The organism is Streptomyces sp. NBC_01017 (assembly GCF_045162795.1).
Taxonomy (GTDB): Bacteria; Actinomycetota; Actinomycetes; order Streptomycetales; family Streptomycetaceae; genus Streptomyces; species Streptomyces machairae.
In genome coordinates this window covers 9471602-9493315 of record NZ_CP108683.1, presented here as the reverse complement: position 1 = coordinate 9493315, position 21714 = coordinate 9471602, and the positions used below count along the sequence as shown (strand labels likewise).

Sequence of the window (21714 nt, the reverse complement as noted above, 5' to 3'; positions counted from 1 at the left end):
GGCGCCCGGTCAGCCCTCGGCACCGACCTCCGGCCGCTGTGCGGGCAACTCCGGCTTCAGCCTGGCCAGCAGCCGCTCCCGCTCCTCGGCGAACGCCGGATCCGCCTGGTAGTCGCCGTGGCCGAGGATGGGGGCGGGCAAGGGATGTTCAGGTGTGCGGCCGTACGCCAAGGGGTCCTCGAGAGCCGCGCGGTCCACTTCGGGGGTGCAGCTGCCGGGCAGACGGACCGGACCGCCGATGGGGTCGGTGACGCGGTACAGGTTGCGCCAGCAGTCCACCTCGGCGTGCAGGGAGGCGAGGGCGGCCGGGCCGAAGTGGGCGGGGAACCAACGGCCGTAGAGGCGTTCCAGCGGGGAGCCGTAGGTCAGCAGCGCGACCCGCTTGCGGTCGGCGGGTGTCAGCTGCCAGGCCGCCGCGGCCGCGAGCACACTGCCCTGGGAGTGCCCGGAGATGACGAGGCGGCGACCGTCATCGGCCCGGGTCCAGGTCGCCATCCGCCAGGTCAGGTCGGGCACCGCACGCTCGGCGTAGCAGGGCGGTGCGAAGGGGTGGGCGGCGCGGGGCCAGAAGGTGCCGACGTCCCACAGGATGCCGATGGTGCGCCGTGCGGAGGCGTCCTTGTAGGCGCGTCGGCCCCAGGTGACGAAGAGTATGAAGCCGAGGCCGATCAGCCAGGAGCCCAGTGCCTGTGCGGTCTCGGCGGCGCCGTGCACGAAGGCGTACGACCCGTCGGCTGCCTCGCTCGGTGTCTCGTCGGTCGTCATGGCACCGACCAGGGCTCCGGCGCCCAGGAGCAGGGTCGCGGTGGAGATGACGGCGACGACGAGGGGAGCGCGGTCGGTGAGCGTGGCCATCGCGCGCGTGCTAGCGATACGGCGGGTGCGTGCGGTGTCCCGGGGCTCCCCGGCGTAGTCGAGCTCCACCGTGCCCAGCTCGGTGCGGCGCAGCAGCCAGGCCCGCCATGCCAGCCCGCCGCAGAGCAGCAGCAGGAGGACCAGCAGCGGCGGGATCACGGACGCCTGCCAGGTCAGCAGGACCGGCGGGCCCGCGATGGACGCGCGCGTGCCGTCCAGCCAGTCGGCGACCCGCTGGGCGACGCCGCCCGACATCACCCCGCCGAGGGCGCAGGCCAGCATGACCACGGCCGGTCCGGCGAGGCCGCGCATGGCGGCGCGCGGGTCGGGCCGGGTGCGGTGCAGGGCATGGGCGACGACGGCGAGCACGATCACGAGCAGGCCCTGGAGGAAGGCGATCGCGCCGAAGGTGGGGTCGCCCGGGAGGCGGCCCGTCGACTGCCAGCCCGGCCGTTCCCACCCGGCGTACGCCAGGGCGAGCACCAGCAGGACGAGGGCGGCGAGCGGCAGGCGCCGTACGAGATGCTCGTCGAGTTCCTGGTCGAGGCGGTTCTCGCTGCGGCCCCGGCGGCTGACCACCCACACCACGACGGCCGCGCCCGCGAGGATCGTCGCTTCCAGAAGCCATCCCAGGGTGTCGAGGAGCGCGGGTCCGCCGGGCCTGCGGTCGAAGCGTGCCGCTGCCGCGCCGACCGCGGCGGCGACCGTCAGCAGGCCGGCGGCGGTGTGCGCGGCGCGCAGCCGGGCGACCAGGCGACGGCCGTACCAGAAGCCGGGGCGGCCCAGGGAGGTGCCGCCGGACTCCTCCTCGGGCCCGGGCTCACGGGACATCGGCTGCTGGGACTCGTATGCGCTCCAGGTGCGGCGGGAGAGGTACCAGAGCAGGCCGGTCAGTGCGGCGGGCACCAGGGCCGCGAGGGCGAGCCTGCGGCCGGGTCTGCTCCACCAGCCGCCGTCCGAGGCGAGCGGCGACAGGAAGCCCAGCCAGCTGTGCCGGTCGGCACACGCGCGCGTGCCCGCGCACTGCCAGGCCGTGAGGTCGAGGGCGACCTCGCAGGCGGCCGCGACGAGCAGCACCGTCAGCGTCAGCCCGGCGAGCCGTACGAGCAGGCCGTACAGCCGCACCGTCCGCGGGCGGTCCTGTGTGGTGGGGCGCATCCAGTGGGCGAGGTTGACCACCATGAACGGCAGTAACAGCAGCCACAGGGCGCGTGCGCTGTTTCCCGAGGTGAGGTTGCACCAGACGTAGGCCTCGGGCACCGGGCCGTCCCGGTGGTCGTCCGGCCGGTCCTCGGCGTCGACGTCGTCGGCGCGGCGGAACACGGCGGCCGTGTCGTCGCCGGTGATCCGCACCGTGCGCGGATCGTCGAGCATCTCCTGCGGCGTGGTGCCGCCGACCCCGTGGACCAGGAGTTCCAGGGCTGCGGCGCGGTCCTGCGCACGTTTCACTTTTCGCACTTCCCCCGTGACGAGCCTTCGGCTTCTGTCCGTGCGGGCACAAGGATCTCCCCGTGGGGGGTCCCTTACACCTCTCGTCACGGAATCTCCCCGATCCGTATGAAGAACAGGGGAACGGCAGATGCGGAAGTGACATGCGCGCGTCGGTACGGCCAGTGGCGCGACCTGTACCGACCCGTGCGAGGATGGGGCGTCCCGCGCACCGGGAGGGACGAGAATGTCCTTATCAGAGCAGGTGCGCAGGGCGGGTCGGACAGCTTGAGGCGAAAGGACCGGAGCGTACGTGAGTGAGAATCAGAACCTCCTCGCGGAGCAGCGGCGCGCCCTGATCCTGGACGAGGTACGGCGACGGGGCGGGGTGCGCGTCAACGAGCTGACCCGCAAGCTCGGCGTGTCGGACATGACGGTACGCCGCGACCTCGACGCGCTCGCCCGGCAGGGCGTGCTGGAGAAGGTGCACGGCGGCGCGGTTCCGGTGGTCGAGGCCAGCACCCATGAGCCTGGCTTCGAGGCCAAGTCGGGTCTGGAGCTGACGGCCAAGGAGGACATCGCGCGGTCCGCGGCCGAGCTGGTCGCGCCGGGCACCGCGATCGCGCTGTCGGGCGGTACGACGACGTACGCGCTGGCACACCAGCTGGTGGACGTGCCCGACCTGACGGTGGTCACGAACTCGGTGCGGGTCGCCGACGTCTTCCACGCCGCGCAGCGCACATCGGGCCCCCGGCAGGGCGCGGCCACGGTCGTGCTGACCGGCGGGGTTCGCACTCCCTCCGATTCGCTGGTGGGCCCGGTGGCCGACCAGGCGATCGCAGCGCTCCACTTCGACATGCTGTTCCTCGGAGTGCACGGCATATCGGTCGAGGCCGGCCTGTCCACACCGAACCTCGCGGAGGCCGAGACCAACCGGCGTCTGGTGCAGTCGGCGCGCCGGGTCGTGGTGGTCGCCGACCACACCAAGTGGGGTGTGGTGGGGCTGAGTTCGTTCGCCGCGCTGGAGCAGATCGACACGCTGGTGACGGACTCCGGTCTCGAGAGCGAGGCGCGCGCCGAGATCGCGGAGCATCTGCGGCTGGTCGTGGCGGGCGAGCCCGACGAGGATGCGGGCCTCTGAGCCAGGCGATGTCCCGCGGTGCAGACAGCTGACGGAGCGCCAGCTAGGGTGGCGTGCCCGGTCCAGCGTCGGCACAGGGGGTTTCGTCCATGGCTCATCTGCTGCGTGAGGTCGGTCTCGACTTCGTCGGGACCGCGCCCGTACGGCACGTCTTCGCGCGGGAGATCACCGCTCCCCCGGAGGCGGTCCACCACGCGCTGGCCGAGGACGTGTCCGGCTGGACGGAGTGGTTCTCCGCGGTGACGCTGGCCCGCCCGCTCGACGACGGTGCCCGGCGCGAGATACGCCTCAAGGGCGGTACGCGTTTCGAGGAGACGATCCTCGCGACGAAGAGCCCCGAGTTGTACGCCTACCGCATCGACATCACCAACGCGCCGGGTGCCCGGGCCATGGTCGAGGAGTGGCGGCTCGCCCCGGCGGGGTCGGGCACGCGGGTGCAGTGGACGTTCGCGGTGGACGGCACGGCGCCGTTCCGTTTTGCCTTCGGCCTCGCGCGGCCCGGTGTCGGCCGGGCGTTCCGGGACGCGGTGACCGCACTGGACAAACGGCTGACACCGTAGACGGTTCTGTCACTCGGGCCAGACGCCCGTCTGCAACAGCTGTTCGATGGCCGTCGCGTACGGCGCGATGTCCAGGCCCTGCTCAGCGAGCCAGGCGTCCGAGTAGTACTTGTCGAGGTACCGGTCCCCCGGGTCGCACAGCAGCGTCACCACGCTCCCCTGCCGGCCCTCGGCCACCATCTCGGCGACGATTTTCAGAGCGCTCCACAGCCCGGTGCCGGTGGAGCCGCCCGCCTTGCGGCCGATGCCCTGTTCCAGGGCCCGTACGGCGGCGACGCTCGCCGCGTCCGGCACCTTCATCATCCGGTCGATCGCGCCGGGCACGAAGCTCGGCTCCATGCGCGGCCGGCCGATGCCCTCGATACGGGAGCCGCAGTCGCAGGTGACGTCCGGATCGCCGGTGGTCCAGCCCTCGAAGAAGCACGAGTTCTCCGGGTCGGCCACACAGATGCGGGTGTCGTGCTGCATGTAGTGGACGTACCGGGCGATGGTCGCCGACGTGCCGCCGGTGCCGGCCGTGGCGACGATCCAGGCGGGCTCCGGGAACCGTTCCAACTCCAGCTGGCGGAAGATGGATTCGGCGATGTTGTTGTTGCCGCGCCAGTCCGTGGCCCGCTCGGCGTAGGTGAACTGGTCCATGTAGTGGCCGCCGGTGTCCACCGCGAGGCGGGCGGACTCCTCGTACATCTTCCGGGAGTCGTCCACGAAGTGGCACTGCCCGCCGTGGAACTCGATCAGACGGCACTTCTCGGCGCTCGTCGTGCGCGGCATGACCGCGATGAAGGGCACCCCGATGAGCTTCGCGAAGTACGCCTCGGAGACGGCCGTCGAGCCGCTGGACGCCTCGATCACCGGGCGGCCCGGCCGAATCCAGCCATTGCACAGGCCGTACAGGAACAGCGAGCGGGCGAGTCGGTGCTTGAGGCTGCCCGTCGGGTGGGTCGACTCGTCCTTGAGGTACAGGTCGATGCCCCAGTGCTCCGGCAACGGGAATCGCAGCAAGTGGGTGTCGGCCGAACGGTTGGCGTCGGCCTGGACCTTGCGGACGGCTTCTTTCAGCCAGGTGCGATAGGCAGCGTCGCTCTGGTCGACGTCGAGGGTCACGCCGGACGGGGTCTGCTGAAGGGTGCTCACGGCGGTACTCCTCATGTTCGGCCACAACGGCGACTCGCGGGGCCGTCACTTCGAGCATAGACATCTTCCGCACGCTTCTCACCTGCATAAACACACCTTTGAGAGCCTCAAAGGCACCCCTGGGCCGTGACCTCACCGGGCCCTGGGGGCGCATTCGCGCGAGTGCTCCGAGCACCGCGAACAGGGGGACATGCGTACTGGTGCTCGGCGCGGGACGCGGGCACACTGCCCGGGAGGGACGACGATCCCGAACGGGGTGCACACTGGATCACTACCAGGGCCGGCACCCGCGCAGGACCGGCCGGCACACCGACGCGCACAAGGGGGCGGGGCATGGCGGATCCTGAGTTCAGGGCCACGGGCGTGCGGATCGGGAAGCGGCTGCGCTCGCTGACCCGGGCCGGGCAGGTGCGGATCAGCGACGGCAGGGTGCAGCTGCTCACCAGCTACGGCAGCGAGATCGACAGTGCGCCGGTGCAGGCCGTTCGGGCGTCCAAGCCGTGGTTCTCGCCGGACGACAAGGCGCTGGCCGACATCAACGGCAAGCGCTACTCGCTGACCCTGGGTGATCACGACCCCGCTCCCGGAGAGGCGGGGCCTCCCGCGGCGCGCCGGTTCATAGAGGCCGTACGGAAGGCTGCGGGACGTAAGGGCTGAGTCACTGCGAGTTGCGGTACCGCGTCCCCTGCGTCACGCTGGTCTCACGTCACTCTGGGTTTACCGGCGATAACGCTGCGAACCAGCCCGCCGGCCACGACAGCAGGCGGCCGTTTTCCTCAAGTCCCCTGCTGGATCCGTACTCCGTGTTCTTCCGGACCTCTTCAGTCGGGGAGTCGCAGCCGTGATCAGTTACCCAAGCAGGCACTGCACGGTGGAGCTCCAAGCCCTGCCGTCGCGGATCGGTCAGGTCCGCAGAATCGTATCGGCGCAGTTGCGCTACTGGCATCTGGACGCGTTGATAGACCGCGCCGCGCTCGGTGTGACCGAGCTGCTGACCAACGTCCACCAGCACGCCCGGCCGGACAAGATGTGCACCGTGGAGATCGAGCTGCTGCTGGACCGGCTCATGGTCTCGGTGCGCGACCACGACCCGCGACTGCCGGTCGTGGCGGACGTCAGGGCCGCCGACACGCTCGCCACCTGCGGTCGCGGGCTGGCGATGGTGGCCGCCGTCAGCGAGAGCTGGGGTGTGCGGCCGGACGGCGAGTCCGGGAAGGTCGTCTGGTTCACGCTCCCGACGGCCCTGGCGCCGCGGGCCACGGCCGCGCGACCGCCGCAGCGCAGGACGGTGGACAAGCCGGTACGTCGGCTCGCGGAGGTCGGGGCGCCGGTCGATCTGCGCCGGCCCGAGCATGCTCCCGCCCGGTCGGCCGTTGTCGGCTGACCGGGCGGTGAGGGGACCTTCGACGGTGTCGTCACCGGTGTCATTCGGTGGCGATCGCCCGTAGTACGTCCAGGCGGGCCGCCCGTCGTGCCGGGCGTAGCCCCGCCAGGGCTCCGGCCGTGATGCCGACCAGGGCCACCAGGGCGAGTTGAAGCGGCGGCATCGCGAAGGCGAAGGCGCTGTCGCTCGCCCCGTCCGAGGCCTTGACCAGGACCCAGCCGAGGAAGGCGCCGAGGGCGAGACCGCCGGCTGTGCCGAAGGCTGCTACCAGGACCGACTCCCAGCGGACCATGGCGCGCAGTTGGGAGCGGGTCTGGCCCACGGCTCGCAGCAGGCCCAGTTCGCGGGTGCGCTCGTGGATCGCCAGGGTGAGGGTGTTGGCGATGCCGAGGAGTGCGATGAGCACGGCAAGGGCGAGCAGTGCGTAGACCAGGGTGAGCATCATGTCGATGCCGCCGGCCGAGGACTGCGCGTACTCGTCGCGGGTCTGCACGTCGGGGTTGCCGTACTGGTCTGCAACCCTCTCCACCGCCGCCTTGCCCTCGTCCGTCCCCACGCCGTCCTTGAAGGAGACGGCGAGCAGGGTGTCGGCGTCCTGGGTGCGGTGCGGGGCCCAGGCGGCGCGAGTGATGACGTAATCGCCGGCGAGTTCGGACTGGCCGTAGACAGCTCGGACCGTGAAGGTCACCTGGCGGCCGTCGGTGAAGGTGAGCCGGGTCCTGTCGCCGGTCGTCAGGTTCTGCTTGTCGGCCTCCTTCTCGGTGATGGCGATGCCGTCGGTGCCGAGGTCGCGCAGGGAGCCGCTGACGGAGCCGAGGTCGAAGGTGCGCTCCAGGGCGACCGGGTCGGTGACCGTCAACGCCCTTCCCTTGCCGTCGACTTCGGCGACGCCCCGGCCGAGTCCGACGGCCGTGTCCACCTCGGGCAGCCGCTGGACCGCGTCGGCGAGGCGCGGGCTCAGTCCGCTGCCGCCCGCGCCGAACGACGGGGTGCTGACGGCCACGTCGCCCGCGAACGACCGGGACACGGTCTGGTCCATGGTCGCCTTCAGCGAGGCGCCGAACACGGTGAACAGTGACACGACGGCCACACCGATCATCAGGGCGCTCGCGGTGGCGGCCGTACGCTTCGGGCTGCGCAGGGCGTTGCGGCGGGCGAGCCCGCCGGTGACGCCGCGGAGTCGGTCCAGGGGGCCGCCGAGGATCCGTACGGCCGTCGAGGAGGCGACCGGGCCGAGGACCACGAAGGCGGCCAGGGCGAGGACCGCGCCGGCTGCGGCCAGCCACATGGTCGGGGACACCAGGACGCCGGTGAGCGTCACACCGAGCGCGAGGGCGATGAGACCGAGACCGGTGACGGCGCGGGCGCGGGAGGCGCCGGAGGTGTCGACGGCCGTCTCGCGCAGGGCGGCCAGCGGCGCGGTACGGCCGGCTCGTGCGGCGGGCAGCAGCGCGGAGCCGAGGCATACCACGATGCCCACCGCGAGGGGCAGCGCCATGGAGATCGCGCTGATCACCAAGTCGCCCTCGGGGAACGGGAATCCGATCGCCGGGAACAGCGCCTGGAGGCCGGCCGCGATACCGATGCCGCCCGCCAGGCCGGCCACCGACGCGGTGACGGCCACGGCGGTCGCCTCGACGAGGGTCGACGCGGTGACCTGGCGGCGCGAGGCACCGAGGGCGCGCAACAGGGCGTTCTCGCGGGTGCGTTGGGCCACGACGATCGCGAAGGTGTTGTGGATGGAGAAGGTCGCGACGAGCAGGGCCACGCCGGAGAAGACCAGCAGGAAGGTGGTGAAGACGGTCAGGAACTGGCTGGAGATCATCTCCGTGTTCTCCTCGGCCGACTCCTGACCGGTGATGGCCTCGACGCCGCTGGGCAGGACGGACGTCAGCTCGTCGACGAGCTGCTGCTGGCTGACGTCCGGTCCGGCCCGCACCTGGATGGTCGCCGCTTCGCCGGGGCGGGCGGTGAGGTACTTCTCGGCGTCGGCCTGGGTCATGCCGGTGAAGGTCACCTGGGCCATGCCGTCCTCGCCGCCGAAGGTCGCGAGGCCGACGATGGTCACCTTGACCGGGTCGGGTGTGCGCAGGGTCGTGGTGTCGCCGATCCCCAGGTCGCCGCGGTCGGCGGTGCCCCGGTTGACGACGACCTCGCCGGCCTTCTGCGGGGCGCGGCCTTCGGCCAGGCGGTACGGGTTCAGCTCGGGGTCGTCGATCCAGTTGCCGGCGAGAGTGGGCGGGCCCTGCCCGCCGATGGGGTCGCCGTTCCTGCCGATGAGCTGGCCGGCGCCCTGGATGCTGGGCGCGGCCGCCGCGACGCCGGGGGCCTGCTCGATGGTGCGCACCAGGTCCGTGTCGACGGGCGCGCGCACGCCTTCGCTCTCGCCGGGCGTGGTGATGGCGTCGGCGCTGCGGACGACGGCGTCCGTGCCGCTGGTCGCGTTCCCGAACATCGTGTCGAAGCCGGCCCGCAGGGTGTCGCCCATGACGAGGGTTCCGGCGAGGAAGGCAACGCCGAGGAACACCGCGAGGAACGTGCCGGCGAAGCGGCGCTTGTGGGCACGCAGGGAGGACACGCTGAGGCGGACGGAGGCATTCATGACGGCACCTCGAAGGCTTTCATGCGGTCCAGGACCTTGTCGGCGGTCGGGGATTCCATGCGGTCGACCAGGCGGCCGTCCGCGAGGAAGACGACCTCGTCGGCGTGGGCGGCGGCCACGGGGTCGTGGGTGACCATGACGACCGTGCGGGCCGACTGGCGCGCCGCACGGCCGAGCAGGCCGAGGACCTCCTCGCCGGAGCGGGAGTCGAGGTTGCCGGTCGGCTCGTCGGCGAACACGACGTCGGGCCGGCCGGCGAACGCCCGGGCCACCGCAACGCGTTGCTGCTGGCCGCCGGAGAGCTCGGAGGGCCGGTGGTGGAGCCGGCCGCGCAGGCCGACGACGTCGATCAGCGCGTCGATCCACTCCGGGTCGCCCTTGCCGCCCGCGAGGTCCAGCGGCAGCGTGATGTTCTCCGCCACGGTCAGCGTCGGTACCAGGTTGTAGGCCTGGAAGACGAAGCCGACACGGTCGCGGCGCAGGAGGGTGAGGCGACGGTCGTCGAGGCTGCTCAGCTCGGTGTCGCCGATGTGCGCGGTGCCCGAGGTGAGCGTGTCCAGGCCGGCCGCGCAGTGCATCAGGGTGGACTTGCCGGAGCCCGAGGGCCCCATGATCGCGGTGAAGCGGCCGACCGGGAAGTCGACGCTCACCCCGTCCAGGGCCCTCACGCTGGTGTCGCCGGTGCCGTACACCTTCACGGCGTCCACGACGCGGGCGGCCGTCGGCGTACCTGTCGTGGTGGTCGTGACGGTCATGCCGCACCGCCCTTGCCCGTGCGGCCGAACTGCTCGTCCAGGACGGACAGCCGGCGCCAGTACTCGTCCTCGTCGATCTCGCCGGAGGCGAAGCGGTGGCCGAGCACGGTGATGGGCGAGTTGTCGTCGGGGGTGGGCCGCCCGGGGCCGCGGCGTCCGCGCCACACGGTGCGGCGCAGCAGCGTGATGCCACCGATCACGACGGCCGCCCAGATCAGCGGGAAGAGGAGGATCCACGGGCCGGGGCCGCCGTCGGCGAAGTGTGCCAGGGTCTGCATCTCGAGTCATCTCCCGGGTCGGTTCGGTCGGGTCTTTCGGTGATGTCTCGAGACTCGCGCCGTGAGGGGGTCCGGGTCGTCGTACGGCCAGCGGCAGTGTGCGTACCTCGCGGGGAGTAGGCGGGGCCGGTTCTGCTGCTCCGGACGGGCTCGACTTCTGTAACTACTAGTATGTACAGTAGGGAGCATGAGCACTCCCGACCGACTGATCGAGTCCACTCGCGAACTGCTGTGGGAGCGCGGTTATGTGGGCACCAGCCCCAAGGCGATCCTGGAGCGTGCGGGGGCCGGGCAGGGCAGCATGTACCACCACTTCAAGGGAAAGCCCGATCTCGCGCTGGCCGCGATCCGGCGGACCGCCGAGGAGATGCGGGCTACCGCCGCGGGAGTACTCGACGGTCCGGGAACACCGTACGAGCGCATCGAGGCGTATCTGCGGCGTGAGCGCGAGGTGCTGCGCGGCTGTCCGATCGGGCGGCTCACGATGGACCCGGACGTGGTCGCGAGCGACGAACTGCGGGCGCCCGTCGACGAGACGCTCGACTGGCTGCGCGAACGGCTCGCCGGGATCGTCGAGGAGGGCCAGGAGCAGGGCCAGTTCGCGCCCGGGCTCGACGGCGAGGCGATCGCGGCGACGATCGTCGCGACCGTCCAGGGCGGCTACGTCCTCGCCCGCGCGTCCGGCTCGCCCGCCGCGTTCGACATGGGTGTCCGGGGCCTGCTGTCCCTTCTTGCGCCGCGCTAGGAACGGCACCGCCCCAGGAACCGCACCGGACGCACCAGGAAGGCCGAACGATGCACGCGACGCAGTACCGGATCACCCTGCCCGCCGACTACGACATGGAGATCATCCGGCGTCGTGTGGCGAGCAAGGGGCACCTTCTCGACGACTGGCAGGGGCTCGGCCTCAAGGCGTACCTGATACGCGAGCGCGGCGTGCACGGATCACCGGTCAACGAGTACGCGCCGTTCTACCTGTGGCACACCGTCGCGGGCATGAACGCCTTCCTCTGGGGCGGCCCGTTCCAGGGCATCGCCGACGACTTCGGACGGCCGTCGGTCCGTCAGTGGACCGTGCTGGCGCACGAGGGCGCCGCTCATTCGCCTGCGCGGGTGGCGGTACTGCGGCGTCAACAGGTCCCGGACGGCGTGCAGTTGACGGGTCTGGCGGCGAACGCGGAGCGCGAGACCGAAAGGTTGGCCGACGAGGACGGTGCGGTACTCGCGGCGGCAGCCGTGGACACGAGCCGTTGGGAGCTGATCAATTTCTCCCTCTGGGAGACCGACACCCCCAAGGCCGACGGCGACGTGTACGAGGTGCTGCACCTGTCCGTGCCTGGGCGGCTGCCGCTCGACGCACCTGCCTGACTGCGCTGACTAGCGACTAGCGACTAGCGACAGGAGAACCGACCCATGCCCTTCGTCCGCATCGACGCCCTGGGAGCCGACCCCGAGCGGCTCGACGCGCTCGGTCGTGCCGTGCACGACGCCCTGGTCGAAGCAATCGGGATTCCGTCCGATGACCGGTTCCAGGTGCTGGCCGGCCACGACGGCACCCGCAGCACCCTGCGCTACGACGACGGCTATCTCGGCATCCACCGGGACGACGGCATCGTGTACGTGACGATCACCCTGCGCTCGGGCCGGACTCCCGCCCAGAAGCAGGCGCTGTACCGGCGGATCGCCGAACTCGCCCACGCCTACGCGGGGACCGAGCCTCGCAACGTGTTCGTCAACCTCATCGAGAACGAACCCATCAACTGGTCGTTCGGCGAGGGAGTCGCGCAGTACGCCGATGCCCCCGCCCCCGTCGGCTCCCCCACCTCGGAGAGCCTCACCGCTCCCTGATGTCCAGGTCGCCGATGCGGGCCACGTTCTCACGATCCTCGGCGTCGTCGCTCGCCTCGCCGGCGAACCAGGCGTCGAGGATCTCCTTGAGCAGCGGCTCGGACGTCAGGCGCAGGCTGAGCGCGAGGACGTTGGCGTCGTTCCAGCGGCGGGCGCCGTCCGCCGTGTACGCGTCCGCGCACAGGGCGGCCCGTACGCCCGGCACCTTGTTCGCGGCGATCGACGCGCCCGTGCCGGTCCAGCAGCACACGACCGCCTGGTCCGCCGTCCCGTCGGCGACCTCGCGGGCGGCCGCTTCCGAGCACGCGGCCCACTGGGGGTCCGAGTCGGGATTCAGGGCCCCGTGCGTGACCACCGCGTGGCCACGGGCGCGCAGCTCGGCCACGAGACTGCGGGCCACGGGTTCGTCCATGTCGGAGGAGACGGAGATCCGCATGTCACGAAGGGTACCCAGGTCCGCCTGCCGGTGTGCGGCCGTGGGCCGGGGGTGCGGTCGTCCCCGCTGCGGCCGAGCATGGAGGTGACCGCCAGGAGACTGGGGGAAAGGAGGCCGGGATGGATGCCGTGGATGTCGTCCAGCGCTTCAACGCCGCGATCAACGACCGTGACCTCACCGAGCTGGCCTCGCTGATGTCCGACGACCACACGTTTATCGACACCGCGGGCGACACCGTCAGCGGAAAACAGGCCTGCATCGAGGCGTGGCGCGCGTTCTTCGCGGCCTTCGCGGACTACCGGAACGTATTCACCGACGTGACCGTGGGGGACGAGGTCGTCTCGGTGTCCGGATACTCCCTGTGCTCGCGGCCCGAGCTTGCCGGTCCGGCGCTGTGGACCGCCCGCGTCACCGGTGGGCTGGTCGGCGAGTGGCGGGTGTACACGGACTCTCCGGCGGCACGCCGCGACCTCGGGCTGCCGCCGGGCGGACTCGTCTAGGGCCTGTGCGGACTCGTCCAGGGCCTGTCGTGAAAGCGGCGTCGCGCGCCAGCCACCACTTTCGCAACAGCCCTAGGTCAGCGCCCCCAGCGGATCGTCCAGGACCGGCTGCCAGGCCAACTCGGCCGCGCCGACCAGGCTGTTGTGGTCGAGGGTGCACGCGAGGATCGGGACGCTGCCGCTCTGCCCCCAGAGGCTGCGGTCGGCGACGACGGCGCGCAGGCGGTCGGGGTCGGCGTCGAGGAGGGTGGCGTGGAGGCCGCCGAGGATGATGCGGTCGGGGTTGAGGATGTTGACCAGGCCGGCGAGTCCCAGGCCGAGGCGGTCGATGAGAGCCTCGGTGGCGACGCGGATCGTGGGGTCGTCGTACTGGGTGCGGATCAGGTCCTTGGCCTGCTGGAGCAGGGAGAGCTCGGGGCCGGGCTCGCGGCCGGCGGCCGTGAGGAACGCCAGCGGGTCGGCCTCGACGTCGAGACATCCGCGGCTGCCGCAGTGGCAGGGCCTGCCCTCGGGGTTCACGGTGAGGTGACCGACCTCCAGGGCCAGGCCCGAACTGCCGGTGTGCAGGCGGCCGTCCAGCACGAGCGCACCGCCGACGCCCCGGTGCCCGGTGGCCACGCACAGCAGATCGCGGGCGCCGCGCCCCGCTCCGTGCCGGTGCTCGGCGAGCGCGACGAGGTTGACGTCGTTGCCGGTGAACGCCGGTCCGGTGATCCCGGCAGCGCGCACGCACTCCGTGAAGATGCGGCGGACGGGGGCGCCCACGGGCCACGCCAGGTGCAGGGGGTTCAGGGCCAGGCCGTCGGGTTCGGCGACCGCGGACGGTACGGCGAGACCCGCGCCGACGCAGCGCCGTCCGGTCGTGCGCAGCAGGTCGGCGCCCGCCTCGACGACGGACCCGAGCACCTTCGCCGGGTCGGCGTCCACGGTCTCGCAGCCGGGCGCGGTGGCGACGATACGGCCGCCCAGGCCGACCAGCGCCGCCCGGAACCCGTCGGCGTGCACCTGCGCGGCGAGAACGACCGGGCCGTCCTCGGCGACCGCCAGCCGGTGCGAGGGCCGCCCCTGCGAGCCCGCCGCCGCACCGGGCCGTGCGTCGACCCGGATCAGCCCGAGCGCCTCCAGCTCGGCCGCGACCGCGCCCGCCGTCGCCCGGGTCACGCCGAGCTCGGCGGTGAGGACCGCACGGGTGGGCGCGCGTCCGGTGTGCACGAGCTCCAACGCGGGTCCGAGCGCGCCGCGCCCCCGGTCCAACCGCGTCCTCGAGGTGGTCCCTTCCCCCGCCGCCCGGGGGTCCGCCTTGCCGCTCATGAGGGCGAGTCTCCCATGAGCCGCAGCTCCGGCGGCCTACCGGCCGCTCACTCTGAGCGTGATGTTCAGCCGGCCCGTCAGCCCCAACTCCGGCGGTGCGGTGCCGGGCTGCACCTTCGGCACACCGTGGTGGGCGAGTCGCGAGGGACCGCCGAACACGAACAGGTCGCCGCTGCGCAGCTCGACGTCCGTGTACGGCCGGCTCCGGGTCTCGGTGTTGCCGAAGCGGAAGACGCAGCTGTCACCGAGGCTCAGGGACACCACCGGGGCGTCCGACTTCTCGTCGCTGTCGCGGTGCATGCCCATGCGGGCGTCGGCTTCGTAGAAGTTGATCAGGGCGATGTCGTACGCCGCCTCCGGCCCGCCGAACAGGTCCGCGCCCAGTGTGTCGCGCACCGCGCGGCGGCCCAGCTCCCCCAGCCACCCGGGGAACGGCTTCACCGGGGCTCCGTCGCCGTCGACGACCGTGCGGGCGTAGGCGTACGGGTACCAGTGCCAGCCCAGGCAGACCTGGCGGGCGGTCATCGTGCCGCCGCCGGGGGTGCGCACCGTGCGCAGGCCGGCCGGTGGGCGCGCCCACGCGCGGCAGGCCTCCAGCAGCTCGCGCTGGGCCTGCGCGTCCAGCCAGCCGGGCACGTGCACCGCGCCCGGCGCGACCTCCGTACGCTCGCGGGGGAACAGCTCGGCGTCCATGTCTCCCATCCTCGTCCCCCATCCTCCCCCACCGGCCGTGAGCTGCGGATCGGCAAGCGGCGCCGCCGGGGTCGCTTAGCCTTGACGCACGATGAACGACCGTATGACGACGCCCTGGGGCGAGCTCGCGCTGTCCCGTTTCCCCGAGGACCCGCGGGACAGGCTGCGCGCCTGGGACGCCTCCGACGAGTACCTCCTCAGGCATCTGGCCGAGCAGAACGTTCCGCTGTCCGGCACGGTCGTGGTCGTGGGTGACCGCTGGGGCGCCCTGGTCACGGCGCTCGCGGCGCACCGGCCGGTGCAGATCACGGACTCCTACCTGGCCCAGGAGGCGACCCGGGCCAACCTCGCCCGCCATGGCGCCGGACCCGGCGACGTCCGGCTGCTCACGACGCAGGACCCGCCACCGGACCGCGTCGACGTCCTCCTGGTCAGGGTGCCCAAGAGTCTCGCGCTGCTGGAGGACCAGCTGCTGCGGCTCGCCCCCGCGGTGCACGAGGGGACGGTGGTGGTCGGCACGGGCATGGTGAAGGAGATCCACACCTCGACGCTCCAGCTGTTCGAGCGGATCCTCGGCCCGACCCGCACCTCGCTCGCCGAGAAGAAGGCCAGGCTGATCTTCTGCACGCCTCAGCCGGCGTCGGAGCGGCCCGCCAACCCGTGGCCGTACGCGTACACGCTCCCCGACGGCATCGGGGCGGTCTCGGGACGCACGGTCGTCAATCACGCGGGTGTCTTCTGCGCAGACCGGCTCGACATCGGTACGCGCTTCTTCCTCGGCCACCTGCCCGACAGCAAGGGCGGCCGGCGGGTGGTCGACCTCGGGTGCGGCAACGGTGTCGTCGGTACGGCGATGGCGCTGGCGAACCCGGAGGCCGAGGTGCTGTTCGTGGACGAGTCCTTCCAGGCGGTGGCCTCGGCGGAGGCGACGTACAAGGCGAACGGGGTGCCGGGGCACGCGGAGTTCCGGGTCGGGGACGGGCTGGCTGGCGTGCCGGCCAGGAGCGTCGACCTCGTGCTCAACAATCCGCCGTTCCACTCCCACCAGGCCACGACCGACTCGACGGCCTGGCGGATGTTCACGGGGGCGCGGCGCGCGCTGCGGCCGGGCGGTGAGCTGTGGGTCATCGGCAACCGGCACCTCGGCTATCACGTGAAGCTGCGGCGGCTGTTCGGCAACAGTCAACTCGTGGCCAGCGACGCGAAGTTCGTGGTGCTGAGGGCCGTCAAGAGGTGACGGGGCGGTCGGTGTCCCCGGCGCGGTAGCGGTTCAGGCGGCACGCCTCGACGTCGCGGCGCCGGATCAGCGTCATGGCCCGTAGCAGCAGCCGCAGGGAGAGCAGGGAGTGGTCGGTCAGGGTGCCCTCAGCACCCCGATGATGTCCGCCACCGCCCGCACCATCGCCTCGCGTCCCACGCTGAGGTACTTGCGTGAGTCGACCGCCTCGGGATGGGCGGCGAGGAATTCGCGGATCGCTCCGGTCATGGCGATGTTGAGGGCCGTGCCGACGTTGACCTTGGCGATGCCGCCCGCGACCGCCGCGGTCAGTTCGTCGTCGGGGACCCCGGAGGAGCCGTGCAGGACGAGGGGGACGTCCAGGGTGGCGGCGAGGCGCTTGAGGAGGTCGTGGTCGAGGGTGGCGGTGCGGGTGGTCATGGCGTGGGAGCTGCCGACGGCGACCGCGAGGGCGTCGACGCCGGAGTCGGTGACGAAGGCGTGGGCCTCGGGGGGGTCGGTGCGGGCACCGGGGGCGTGGGCGTCGAGGGGCGGCTCGCCGTTCTTGCCGCCGAGGCGCCCCAACTCGGCCTCGATCCAGAGGCCTTGGGCGTGCGCCCAGTCGGCGGCGGCCTTCGTTGCGGCCAGGTTGTCCGCGTACGGCAGGCGGGCCGCGTCGTACATCACGGAGCTGAAGCCCGCGTCCGGCGCCTGGCGCAGCAGGTCGTCGCTCTGGATGTGGTCGAGGTGCAACGCGACGGGGACGGCGGCGCGTTCGGCAGCGGCGACGGCGGCGCGGGCGAGCGGGAGGAGCCGCCCGTAGCGGAACTTGACGGCGTTCTCGCTGACTTGGAGCACGACGGGTGAACTCACCGACTCCGCACCGGCGATGACCGCCTCGACGTGCTCCAGGGTGATGACGTTGAAGGCGGCGACGGCACAGCGGGCTGCGGCGGCGCGGGTGACGAGCTCGCCGGTGGTCACGAGGGGCACGGCCTGTCCTTTCTCGGCGCGGAAGGGGACGCGTCGGACACGCCGCCGGAGGGGCGTGTCGTGGGCGCGTCAGGGGTGGGTCAGGGGGCGAGGATCACCGAGCGGGTGAGGTGGCGGGGCTGGTCCGGGTCGAGGCCGCGTGCCGCGGCGACGGCGACCGCGAGCCGCTGGGCGCGGACCAGCTCGGCGAGGGGGTCCAGGCCGCCTTCGATCCACAGCCCGCCGATGGCGCGCACCTGCTCGGCCAGCCCCTCGGGCGCCTCGCCGAACATCCAGGTCGCGGTGCCGCCGGTGGTGATGCTGATCGGGCCGTGCCGGTACTCCATGGCCGGGTAGGCCTCCGTCCACGACAGCGACGCCTCGCGCATCTTCAGCCCGGCCTCGCTGGCCAGGCCCACGGTCCAGCCACGGCCGAGGAAGGTGAACTGCCCGCACTCCACCAGCCCTTCGGGCAGTTCGTCGGCGAGCGCGGCGCGCGCGTCGGCCACGACCGCGTCGGTGTGCAGGCCGAGGTGGGCGCGGAGCAGGGTGAAGGCGGTGGTCGCGAACCTCGTCTGCACGACGGACCGTTCGTCCGCGTAGTCCAGGACCACGATCTCGTCGGCGACCGCCATGACGGGCGTGTCCGGGTCGGCGGTGATCGCGACGGTCGGCGTACGCCCCTTCAACCGCCCCAGCAGGTCCAGCACTTCGGTGGTCGTACCGGAGCGGGTGAGGGCGAGGACACGGTCGTAGGAGCGCCCGTGCGGAAACTCCGACGCGGCGAAGGCGTCCGTCTCGCCACGGCCCGACCCCTCACGCAGCGCGGCGAAGGCCTGCGCCATGAAATACGACGTCCCGCAGCCGACGACCGCGACCCGCTCCCCCGGCGCCGGCAGCACCCCGCCGAGGCCGGCCGCCTCGGTCGCGGCGCGGGTCCAGCACTCGGGCTGACTGTTGAGCTCGTCCTCGACATGCGTCATGCCGCCGTCCTCCGAACCTCTGATGGAGCCTTGAACTAGGTCATCTGATTGTTCTTGCAAGATAGCTCCCACTTTCGAGCATAATCAAGCAAACGCGGGAAGAAGCGTGCGCTAAGGTCGCGGGAGATCGAGGAATGGAGGGTGGATGTCGCGCGACGCCCGCTGGAAGGCGCTGCTGGAGCTGCTCGTGGAGCGGGGCCGGCTGGACGTCGAGGAGGCGGCCGTCGAGCTGGAGGTCTCGGCCGCCACGATCCGGCGCGACTTCGATCAGCTCGCCGAGCAGCAGATGCTGGTGCGGACGCGGGGTGGGGCGGTCGTACACGGAGTGTCGTACGAGCTGCCGCTGCGCTACAAGACGGCCCGGCACGCCTCCGAGAAACAGCGCATCGCCAAGGCGGTGGCCGACATCATCGCCCCCGGCGAGGCGGTCGGGCTGACCGGCGGTACGACGACGACCGAGGTGGCGCGTGCCCTGGCCGTGCGCAGCGACCTCGCGGCCGGGTCGCCCGCCCTGACCGTCGTCACCAACGCGCTCAACATCGCCAATGAGCTGGCCGTGCGTCCCCAGTTCAAGATCGTGGTCACCGGCGGGGTGGCGCGCCCGCAGTCGTACGAGCTCATCGGGCCGCTCGCGGACGGGGTGCTGTCCCAGATCACGATCGACGTGGCTGTTCTCGGCGTCGTCGGCTTCGACGTCACGCACGGCGCCGCCGCGCACGACGAGGCGGAGGCCGCGATCAACCGGCTGCTGTGCGAGCGCGCCGAGCGCGTGGTCGTAGCCGCGGACTCCAGCAAGCTGGGCCAGCGGGCGTTCGCCCGGATCTGCGCGGCCGAAGCGGTGAACACGCTGGTCACGGACACGGCTGCCGATCCGGAGACCCTGCGCCGCTTCGAGGAGGCGGGCCTGCGGGTCGTCGCGGTCTGAGCCCCCGGGCAGCCCCGGGATCCCGCCGCCCGGCCCGCCTCCGGCCGATTCCACCTACGCTGGGAGCGAGGCGCTTGGCGGGCCAGGGAGGCTGCGATGAGCACTACTCCGATCGAGACGGGCACACCGGGGGCGTCGCGGTACGTACCGATCGCCGATCACGGCCTGATCGGCGATCTGCGCAGCGTGGCCCTCGTGGGCATCGACGGCACGATCGACTGGTACTGCTGCCCGTCCTTCGATGCGCCCAGCGTCTTCGCGGCGATCCTGGACGCCGAGCGGGGCGGCTGCTTCGAGCTGGCGGCCTCCGTGCCGGCGCGGACCAAGCAGTTCTACTTCCCCGACACGAACGTCCTGATCACCAGGTTCTTCACCGAGGACGGCGTCGGCGAAGTGCAGGACTTCATGCCGGTCGACGACGATGTCGCCGAGGTCGAGCGGCACCGGCTGATCCGACGTGTGGTGTGCGTACGCGGCTCGATCCCGTTCCGTACGCGCATCGCACCCCGCTTCGAGTACGGCACCCGGCAGCACACCGTCCGCATGGAGGGCGAGGTGGCGGTCTTCGAGTCGGAGGAGCTGTCGGTCGGGCTGACCTCAACCGTGCCGCTGGAGATCGACGGGCCGGATGTGCACGGCGAATTCAAGCTCTCCCAGGGCGAGTCGGCGGTGCTGGCGCTGGACCGGATCAGCGGGGCGCTCGAGCTGAAACGGTGCGCGCGGGCCGAGGCCGAGAGGCAGTTCACCAGCACGGTGGCCTACTGGCGGAACTGGCTGTCCGCCTCCAAGTACCGGGGCCGCTGGCGGGAGATGGTGCACCGCTCCGCGCTCACCCTGAAGCTGCTCACCTATGCGCCCACCGGTGCCATCGTGGCCGCGCCGACGACGAGCCTGCCCGAGCAGCTCGGCGGCGAACGCAACTGGGACTACCGGTACATGTGGGTGCGCGACGCCGCGTTCTGCGTGTACGCGATGCTGCGGCTGGGCTTCACGACCGAGGCCGAGGCCTTCATGAAGTTCCTGACCGAGCACGTCAGCCGGGGCGACGGCTCGCCCACGGGTCCGTTGCAGATCATGTACGGCATCGACGGCCGCACCGATCTGCCCGAGCGCGAACTCGACCACCTGGAGGGCTATCTCGGCTCGGCTCCGGTGCGCATCGGCAACGCCGCCTCCGACCAGCTCCAGCTCGACATCTACGGCGCGTTGATCGACTCGATCTACCTCTACGACAAGTGGGCGCAGCCCATCTCCAGCGACCAGTGGGACAACGTGTGCGCGCTGGTGGAGTGGGTGTGCGAGAACTGGGACCAGCCGGACGAGGGCATCTGGGAGACCCGCGGCGGACGCAAGAACTTCCTGTACTCGCGGCTCATGTGCTGGGTGGCGATCGAGCGGGGCATCCGCATGGCCAACCGCCGCGGGCTGCCCGCCGAACTGCCGCGCTGGCAGGAGTGCCGGGACAGGATCTACCGGCGGATCATGAGCCGGTGCTGGTCCGAGACCCGCAAGGCATTCGTCCAGTGCGAGGACAGTGACGTACTGGACGCGGCCGTGCTGATGATGCCGATGGCGAAGTTCATCGCGCCGACCGACCCGAAGTGGCTGTCCACTCTCGACGCGCTCACCGAGGAACTGGTGTCCGACTCGCTGGTCTACCGCTACGACCCCGAGGCGAGCCCCGACGGAGTGCGCGGCGACGAGGGCACCTTCTCCATCTGCTCGTTCTGGTACGTCGAGGCCATGGTCCGCGCCGGCCGGGTCGACGAGGCGCAGCTGGCCTTCGAGAAGATGCTGACGTACGCCAACCATCTGGGCCTGTACGCCGAGGAGATCAGCCGCACGGGCGAGCAACAGGGCAATTTCCCGCAGGCGTTCACCCATCTCTCCCTGATCAGTGCGGCGTTCAACCTGGATCGCGCCCTGGGCTGAGGTCAGTTCACAGGCCCAACCGACAAGACATCGAACTTAGGTGAGGCTAACCTAAATAGGGTTCCCCAACTTGCTGAAGGGAAACCCGAGATGACGCCTGCCTCGATCTTCCCCTACGTCATGCCGACCCCCGCGATGCTGCCCGAGGACACCACCGGGTGGACCCTCGACCCGGGTCGCGCGGCGCTGGTGGTGCTCAACTTACAGCGGCGCTTCGTGCGCGTACTGGACCAGGAGGGAGCCCCGGTCGCCCAACTCCTCGCGAACACCGCCCGGTTGGTGCGCGCTGCGCATGCCGCGGGCGTGCCCGTCATCCACTCGGTGCCCGCCGGGGAACGCGGACCCGCCCTGTACGTACGGCGGCCCGCCGGGCCGGAGGGACCGGACGGACCGGCCGACCGGGACGGCGAGGCCTTCGCCGAACAGGTCGAGCCGCGCACCGGGGACGCCGTGCTCACGGCACGCAAGCACAGCGCTTTCGCCCGGACCCGGCTGGACAGTCGGTTGCGCGACCTGAAGCGGGACCAGGTCGTGATCATGGGACTGTTCGCCCGGGTCGGCGTGCTGATGACCGCCGCCGACGCCTGGGTGCAGGACCTGGAGCCCTTCGTCGTCGCGGACGCCATCGCCGACGCGTCGGCTGGCAGCCATGAGTTCGCGCTCGAGTGGGTGGCGGACACGTGCGGGGTGGTGACGTCCATGGATCGGGTGGTGGCCGTCCTCGACCCCGCCGTGCCCGCGGCGGAAGCGGTCTGACCCGC

22 protein-coding genes are annotated in these 21714 nt (G+C 71.7%); 12 read left to right on the top strand and 10 right to left on the bottom strand.

Going from position 1 to position 21714, the window contains the following annotated elements; translation table 11 throughout:
- Window positions 1-9: 9 nt before the first annotated feature.
- Window positions 10-2304, bottom strand: coding sequence for a hypothetical protein (locus tag OG331_RS43415; RefSeq protein WP_406207587.1), 2295 nt, complete (start codon window positions 2302-2304; stop codon window positions 10-12).
- 292 nt (window positions 2305-2596) lie between these two features.
- On the opposite strand from OG331_RS43415, the gene OG331_RS43410 reads away from it, so the two are divergent.
- Together OG331_RS43410 and OG331_RS43405 are read left to right on the top strand one after the other, a co-directional pair.
- Entirely contained in the window at window positions 2597-3424 is an 828-nt protein-coding gene (locus OG331_RS43410; RefSeq protein WP_406207585.1) for a DeoR/GlpR family DNA-binding transcription regulator, read from the top strand.
- 89 nt (window positions 3425-3513) lie between these two features.
- On the top strand, window positions 3514-3984 hold the full coding sequence (locus OG331_RS43405) for an SRPBCC family protein (RefSeq protein ID WP_406207582.1): 471 nt from the start codon (window positions 3514-3516) through the stop codon (window positions 3982-3984).
- Between the two features lie 9 nt (window positions 3985-3993).
- Here the strand turns inward: OG331_RS43405 and OG331_RS43400 are convergent, their stop codons facing one another.
- Window positions 3994-5118 (bottom strand): PLP-dependent cysteine synthase family protein, encoded by a 1125-nt coding sequence (locus OG331_RS43400; protein WP_363032020.1) that lies wholly within the window; start codon window positions 5116-5118, stop codon window positions 3994-3996.
- A gap of 333 nt (window positions 5119-5451) precedes the next feature.
- Here OG331_RS43400 and OG331_RS43395 point away from each other — a divergent pair, with 333 nt between their 5' ends.
- Together OG331_RS43395 and OG331_RS43390 are read left to right on the top strand one after the other, a co-directional pair.
- Window positions 5452-5775: a hypothetical protein gene (locus OG331_RS43395; protein WP_406207579.1), complete on the top strand. Its 324-nt coding sequence runs from the start codon at window positions 5452-5454 to the stop codon at window positions 5773-5775.
- Window positions 5776-5959: 184 nt separating this feature from the next.
- A complete protein-coding gene (locus OG331_RS43390; protein WP_406207576.1) occupies window positions 5960-6502 on the top strand; it encodes an ATP-binding protein in 543 nt (180 codons plus the stop codon).
- Between the two features lie 40 nt (window positions 6503-6542).
- Here the strand turns inward: OG331_RS43390 and OG331_RS43385 are convergent, their stop codons facing one another.
- From OG331_RS43385 to OG331_RS43375, 3 genes are read right to left on the bottom strand one after another with little or no spacing between them, the layout of a single operon-like run.
- The gene (locus OG331_RS43385) at window positions 6543-9104 is read right to left on the bottom strand and encodes an ABC transporter permease (protein WP_406207573.1); all 2562 of its coding nucleotides are present in this window, start codon (window positions 9102-9104) and stop codon (window positions 6543-6545) included.
- Window positions 9101-9859, bottom strand: coding sequence for an ABC transporter ATP-binding protein (locus OG331_RS43380; RefSeq protein ID WP_406207570.1), 759 nt, complete (start codon window positions 9857-9859; stop codon window positions 9101-9103). The genes OG331_RS43385 and OG331_RS43380 overlap by 4 nt, the downstream gene beginning before the upstream one ends.
- Window positions 9856-10137, bottom strand: coding sequence for an SHOCT domain-containing protein (locus OG331_RS43375; RefSeq protein WP_328883496.1), 282 nt, complete (start codon window positions 10135-10137; stop codon window positions 9856-9858). Before OG331_RS43375 ends, OG331_RS43380 begins: the two co-directional genes overlap by 4 nt.
- A 187-nt stretch (window positions 10138-10324) precedes the next feature.
- On the opposite strand from OG331_RS43375, the gene OG331_RS43370 reads away from it, so the two are divergent.
- The 3 genes from OG331_RS43370 to OG331_RS43360 are packed head-to-tail and all read left to right on the top strand — an operon-like array spanning window position 10325 to window position 11985.
- The gene (locus OG331_RS43370; protein WP_406207568.1) at window positions 10325-10882 is read left to right on the top strand and encodes a TetR/AcrR family transcriptional regulator; all 558 of its coding nucleotides are present in this window, start codon (window positions 10325-10327) and stop codon (window positions 10880-10882) included.
- Window positions 10883-10932: 50 nt separating this feature from the next.
- Window positions 10933-11505 (top strand): DUF4865 family protein, encoded by a 573-nt coding sequence (locus OG331_RS43365; protein WP_406207565.1) that lies wholly within the window; start codon window positions 10933-10935, stop codon window positions 11503-11505.
- A gap of 45 nt (window positions 11506-11550) precedes the next feature.
- Complete coding sequence (locus OG331_RS43360; protein WP_406207562.1) at window positions 11551-11985, top strand: tautomerase family protein; 435 nt, start codon at window positions 11551-11553, stop codon at window positions 11983-11985.
- On the opposite strand, the gene OG331_RS43355 is transcribed toward OG331_RS43360, so the two are convergent.
- Entirely contained in the window at window positions 11972-12421 is a 450-nt protein-coding gene (locus OG331_RS43355; protein ID WP_406207559.1) for an RpiB/LacA/LacB family sugar-phosphate isomerase, read from the bottom strand. The genes OG331_RS43360 and OG331_RS43355 overlap by 14 nt on opposite strands.
- A 119-nt stretch (window positions 12422-12540) precedes the next feature.
- Between OG331_RS43355 and OG331_RS43350 the strand changes: the two genes are divergently transcribed.
- Entirely contained in the window at window positions 12541-12921 is a 381-nt protein-coding gene (locus tag OG331_RS43350; RefSeq protein WP_406207557.1) for a YybH family protein, read from the top strand.
- A gap of 72 nt (window positions 12922-12993) precedes the next feature.
- Here OG331_RS43350 and OG331_RS43345 read toward each other — a convergent pair whose 3' ends face one another.
- Together OG331_RS43345 and OG331_RS43340 are read right to left on the bottom strand one after the other, a co-directional pair.
- Complete coding sequence (locus OG331_RS43345) at window positions 12994-14232, bottom strand: ROK family protein (protein ID WP_406207554.1); 1239 nt, start codon at window positions 14230-14232, stop codon at window positions 12994-12996.
- A 36-nt stretch (window positions 14233-14268) separates the two neighbouring features.
- Window positions 14269-14925 (bottom strand): alpha-ketoglutarate-dependent dioxygenase AlkB family protein, encoded by a 657-nt coding sequence (locus OG331_RS43340; RefSeq protein ID WP_406207552.1) that lies wholly within the window; start codon window positions 14923-14925, stop codon window positions 14269-14271.
- Window positions 14926-15028: 103 nt separating this feature from the next.
- On the opposite strand from OG331_RS43340, the gene OG331_RS43335 reads away from it, so the two are divergent.
- A complete protein-coding gene (locus tag OG331_RS43335) occupies window positions 15029-16162 on the top strand; it encodes a methyltransferase (RefSeq protein ID WP_406207550.1) in 1134 nt (377 codons plus the stop codon).
- A gap of 117 nt (window positions 16163-16279) precedes the next feature.
- Here the strand turns inward: OG331_RS43335 and OG331_RS43330 are convergent, their stop codons facing one another.
- Together OG331_RS43330 and OG331_RS43325 are read right to left on the bottom strand one after the other, a co-directional pair.
- The gene (locus OG331_RS43330; RefSeq protein WP_406207547.1) at window positions 16280-17134 is read right to left on the bottom strand and encodes a ketose-bisphosphate aldolase; all 855 of its coding nucleotides are present in this window, start codon (window positions 17132-17134) and stop codon (window positions 16280-16282) included.
- An 80-nt stretch (window positions 17135-17214) separates the two neighbouring features.
- A complete protein-coding gene (locus tag OG331_RS43325) occupies window positions 17215-18096 on the bottom strand; it encodes an SIS domain-containing protein (protein ID WP_406207545.1) in 882 nt (293 codons plus the stop codon).
- A 145-nt stretch (window positions 18097-18241) separates the two neighbouring features.
- Here OG331_RS43325 and OG331_RS43320 point away from each other — a divergent pair, with 145 nt between their 5' ends.
- The 3 genes from OG331_RS43320 to OG331_RS43310 all read left to right on the top strand — a co-directional run bounded on the left by OG331_RS43320 (window position 18242) and on the right by OG331_RS43310 (window position 21709).
- A complete protein-coding gene (locus OG331_RS43320) occupies window positions 18242-19021 on the top strand; it encodes a DeoR/GlpR family DNA-binding transcription regulator (RefSeq protein ID WP_406207543.1) in 780 nt (259 codons plus the stop codon).
- A 96-nt stretch (window positions 19022-19117) separates the two neighbouring features.
- Window positions 19118-20953 carry a glycoside hydrolase family 15 protein gene (locus tag OG331_RS43315; protein ID WP_406207540.1) on the top strand — a complete coding sequence of 612 codons (1836 nt, stop codon included), beginning with the start codon at window positions 19118-19120 and terminating at the stop codon, window positions 20951-20953.
- Between the two features lie 90 nt (window positions 20954-21043).
- Window positions 21044-21709, top strand: a complete 666-nt coding sequence (locus OG331_RS43310) for an isochorismatase family protein (protein WP_406207538.1) — start codon at window positions 21044-21046, stop codon at window positions 21707-21709.
- Window positions 21710-21714: the final 5 nt, after the last annotated feature.

Bases quoted from the DNA above. Each gene is read 5' to 3' on its own strand.
- OG331_RS43405 (WP_406207582.1), top strand. From the start codon at position 3,514: ATGGCTCATCTGCTGCGTGAGGTCGGTCTCGACTTCGTCGGGACCGCG.
- OG331_RS43395 (WP_406207579.1), top strand. From the start codon at position 5,452: ATGGCGGATCCTGAGTTCAGGGCCACGGGCGTGCGGATCGGGAAGCGG.
- OG331_RS43385 (WP_406207573.1), bottom strand. From the start codon at position 9,104: ATGAATGCCTCCGTCCGCCTCAGCGTGTCCTCCCTGCGTGCCCACAAG.
- OG331_RS43380 (WP_406207570.1), bottom strand. From the start codon at position 9,859: ATGACCGTCACGACCACCACGACAGGTACGCCGACGGCCGCCCGCGTC.
- OG331_RS43375 (WP_328883496.1), bottom strand. From the start codon at position 10,137: ATGCAGACCCTGGCACACTTCGCCGACGGCGGCCCCGGCCCGTGGATC.
- OG331_RS43370 (WP_406207568.1), top strand. From the start codon at position 10,325: ATGAGCACTCCCGACCGACTGATCGAGTCCACTCGCGAACTGCTGTGG.
- OG331_RS43365 (WP_406207565.1), top strand. From the start codon at position 10,933: ATGCACGCGACGCAGTACCGGATCACCCTGCCCGCCGACTACGACATG.
- OG331_RS43360 (WP_406207562.1), top strand. From the start codon at position 11,551: ATGCCCTTCGTCCGCATCGACGCCCTGGGAGCCGACCCCGAGCGGCTC.
- OG331_RS43355 (WP_406207559.1), bottom strand. From the start codon at position 12,421: ATGCGGATCTCCGTCTCCTCCGACATGGACGAACCCGTGGCCCGCAGT.
- OG331_RS43350 (WP_406207557.1), top strand. From the start codon at position 12,541: ATGGATGCCGTGGATGTCGTCCAGCGCTTCAACGCCGCGATCAACGAC.
- OG331_RS43345 (WP_406207554.1), bottom strand. From the start codon at position 14,232: ATGAGCGGCAAGGCGGACCCCCGGGCGGCGGGGGAAGGGACCACCTCG.
- OG331_RS43340 (WP_406207552.1), bottom strand. From the start codon at position 14,925: ATGGACGCCGAGCTGTTCCCCCGCGAGCGTACGGAGGTCGCGCCGGGC.
- OG331_RS43335 (WP_406207550.1), top strand. From the start codon at position 15,029: ATGACGACGCCCTGGGGCGAGCTCGCGCTGTCCCGTTTCCCCGAGGAC.
- OG331_RS43325 (WP_406207545.1), bottom strand. From the start codon at position 18,096: ATGACGCATGTCGAGGACGAGCTCAACAGTCAGCCCGAGTGCTGGACC.
- OG331_RS43320 (WP_406207543.1), top strand. From the start codon at position 18,242: ATGTCGCGCGACGCCCGCTGGAAGGCGCTGCTGGAGCTGCTCGTGGAG.
- OG331_RS43315 (WP_406207540.1), top strand. From the start codon at position 19,118: ATGAGCACTACTCCGATCGAGACGGGCACACCGGGGGCGTCGCGGTAC.
- OG331_RS43310 (WP_406207538.1), top strand. From the start codon at position 21,044: ATGACGCCTGCCTCGATCTTCCCCTACGTCATGCCGACCCCCGCGATG.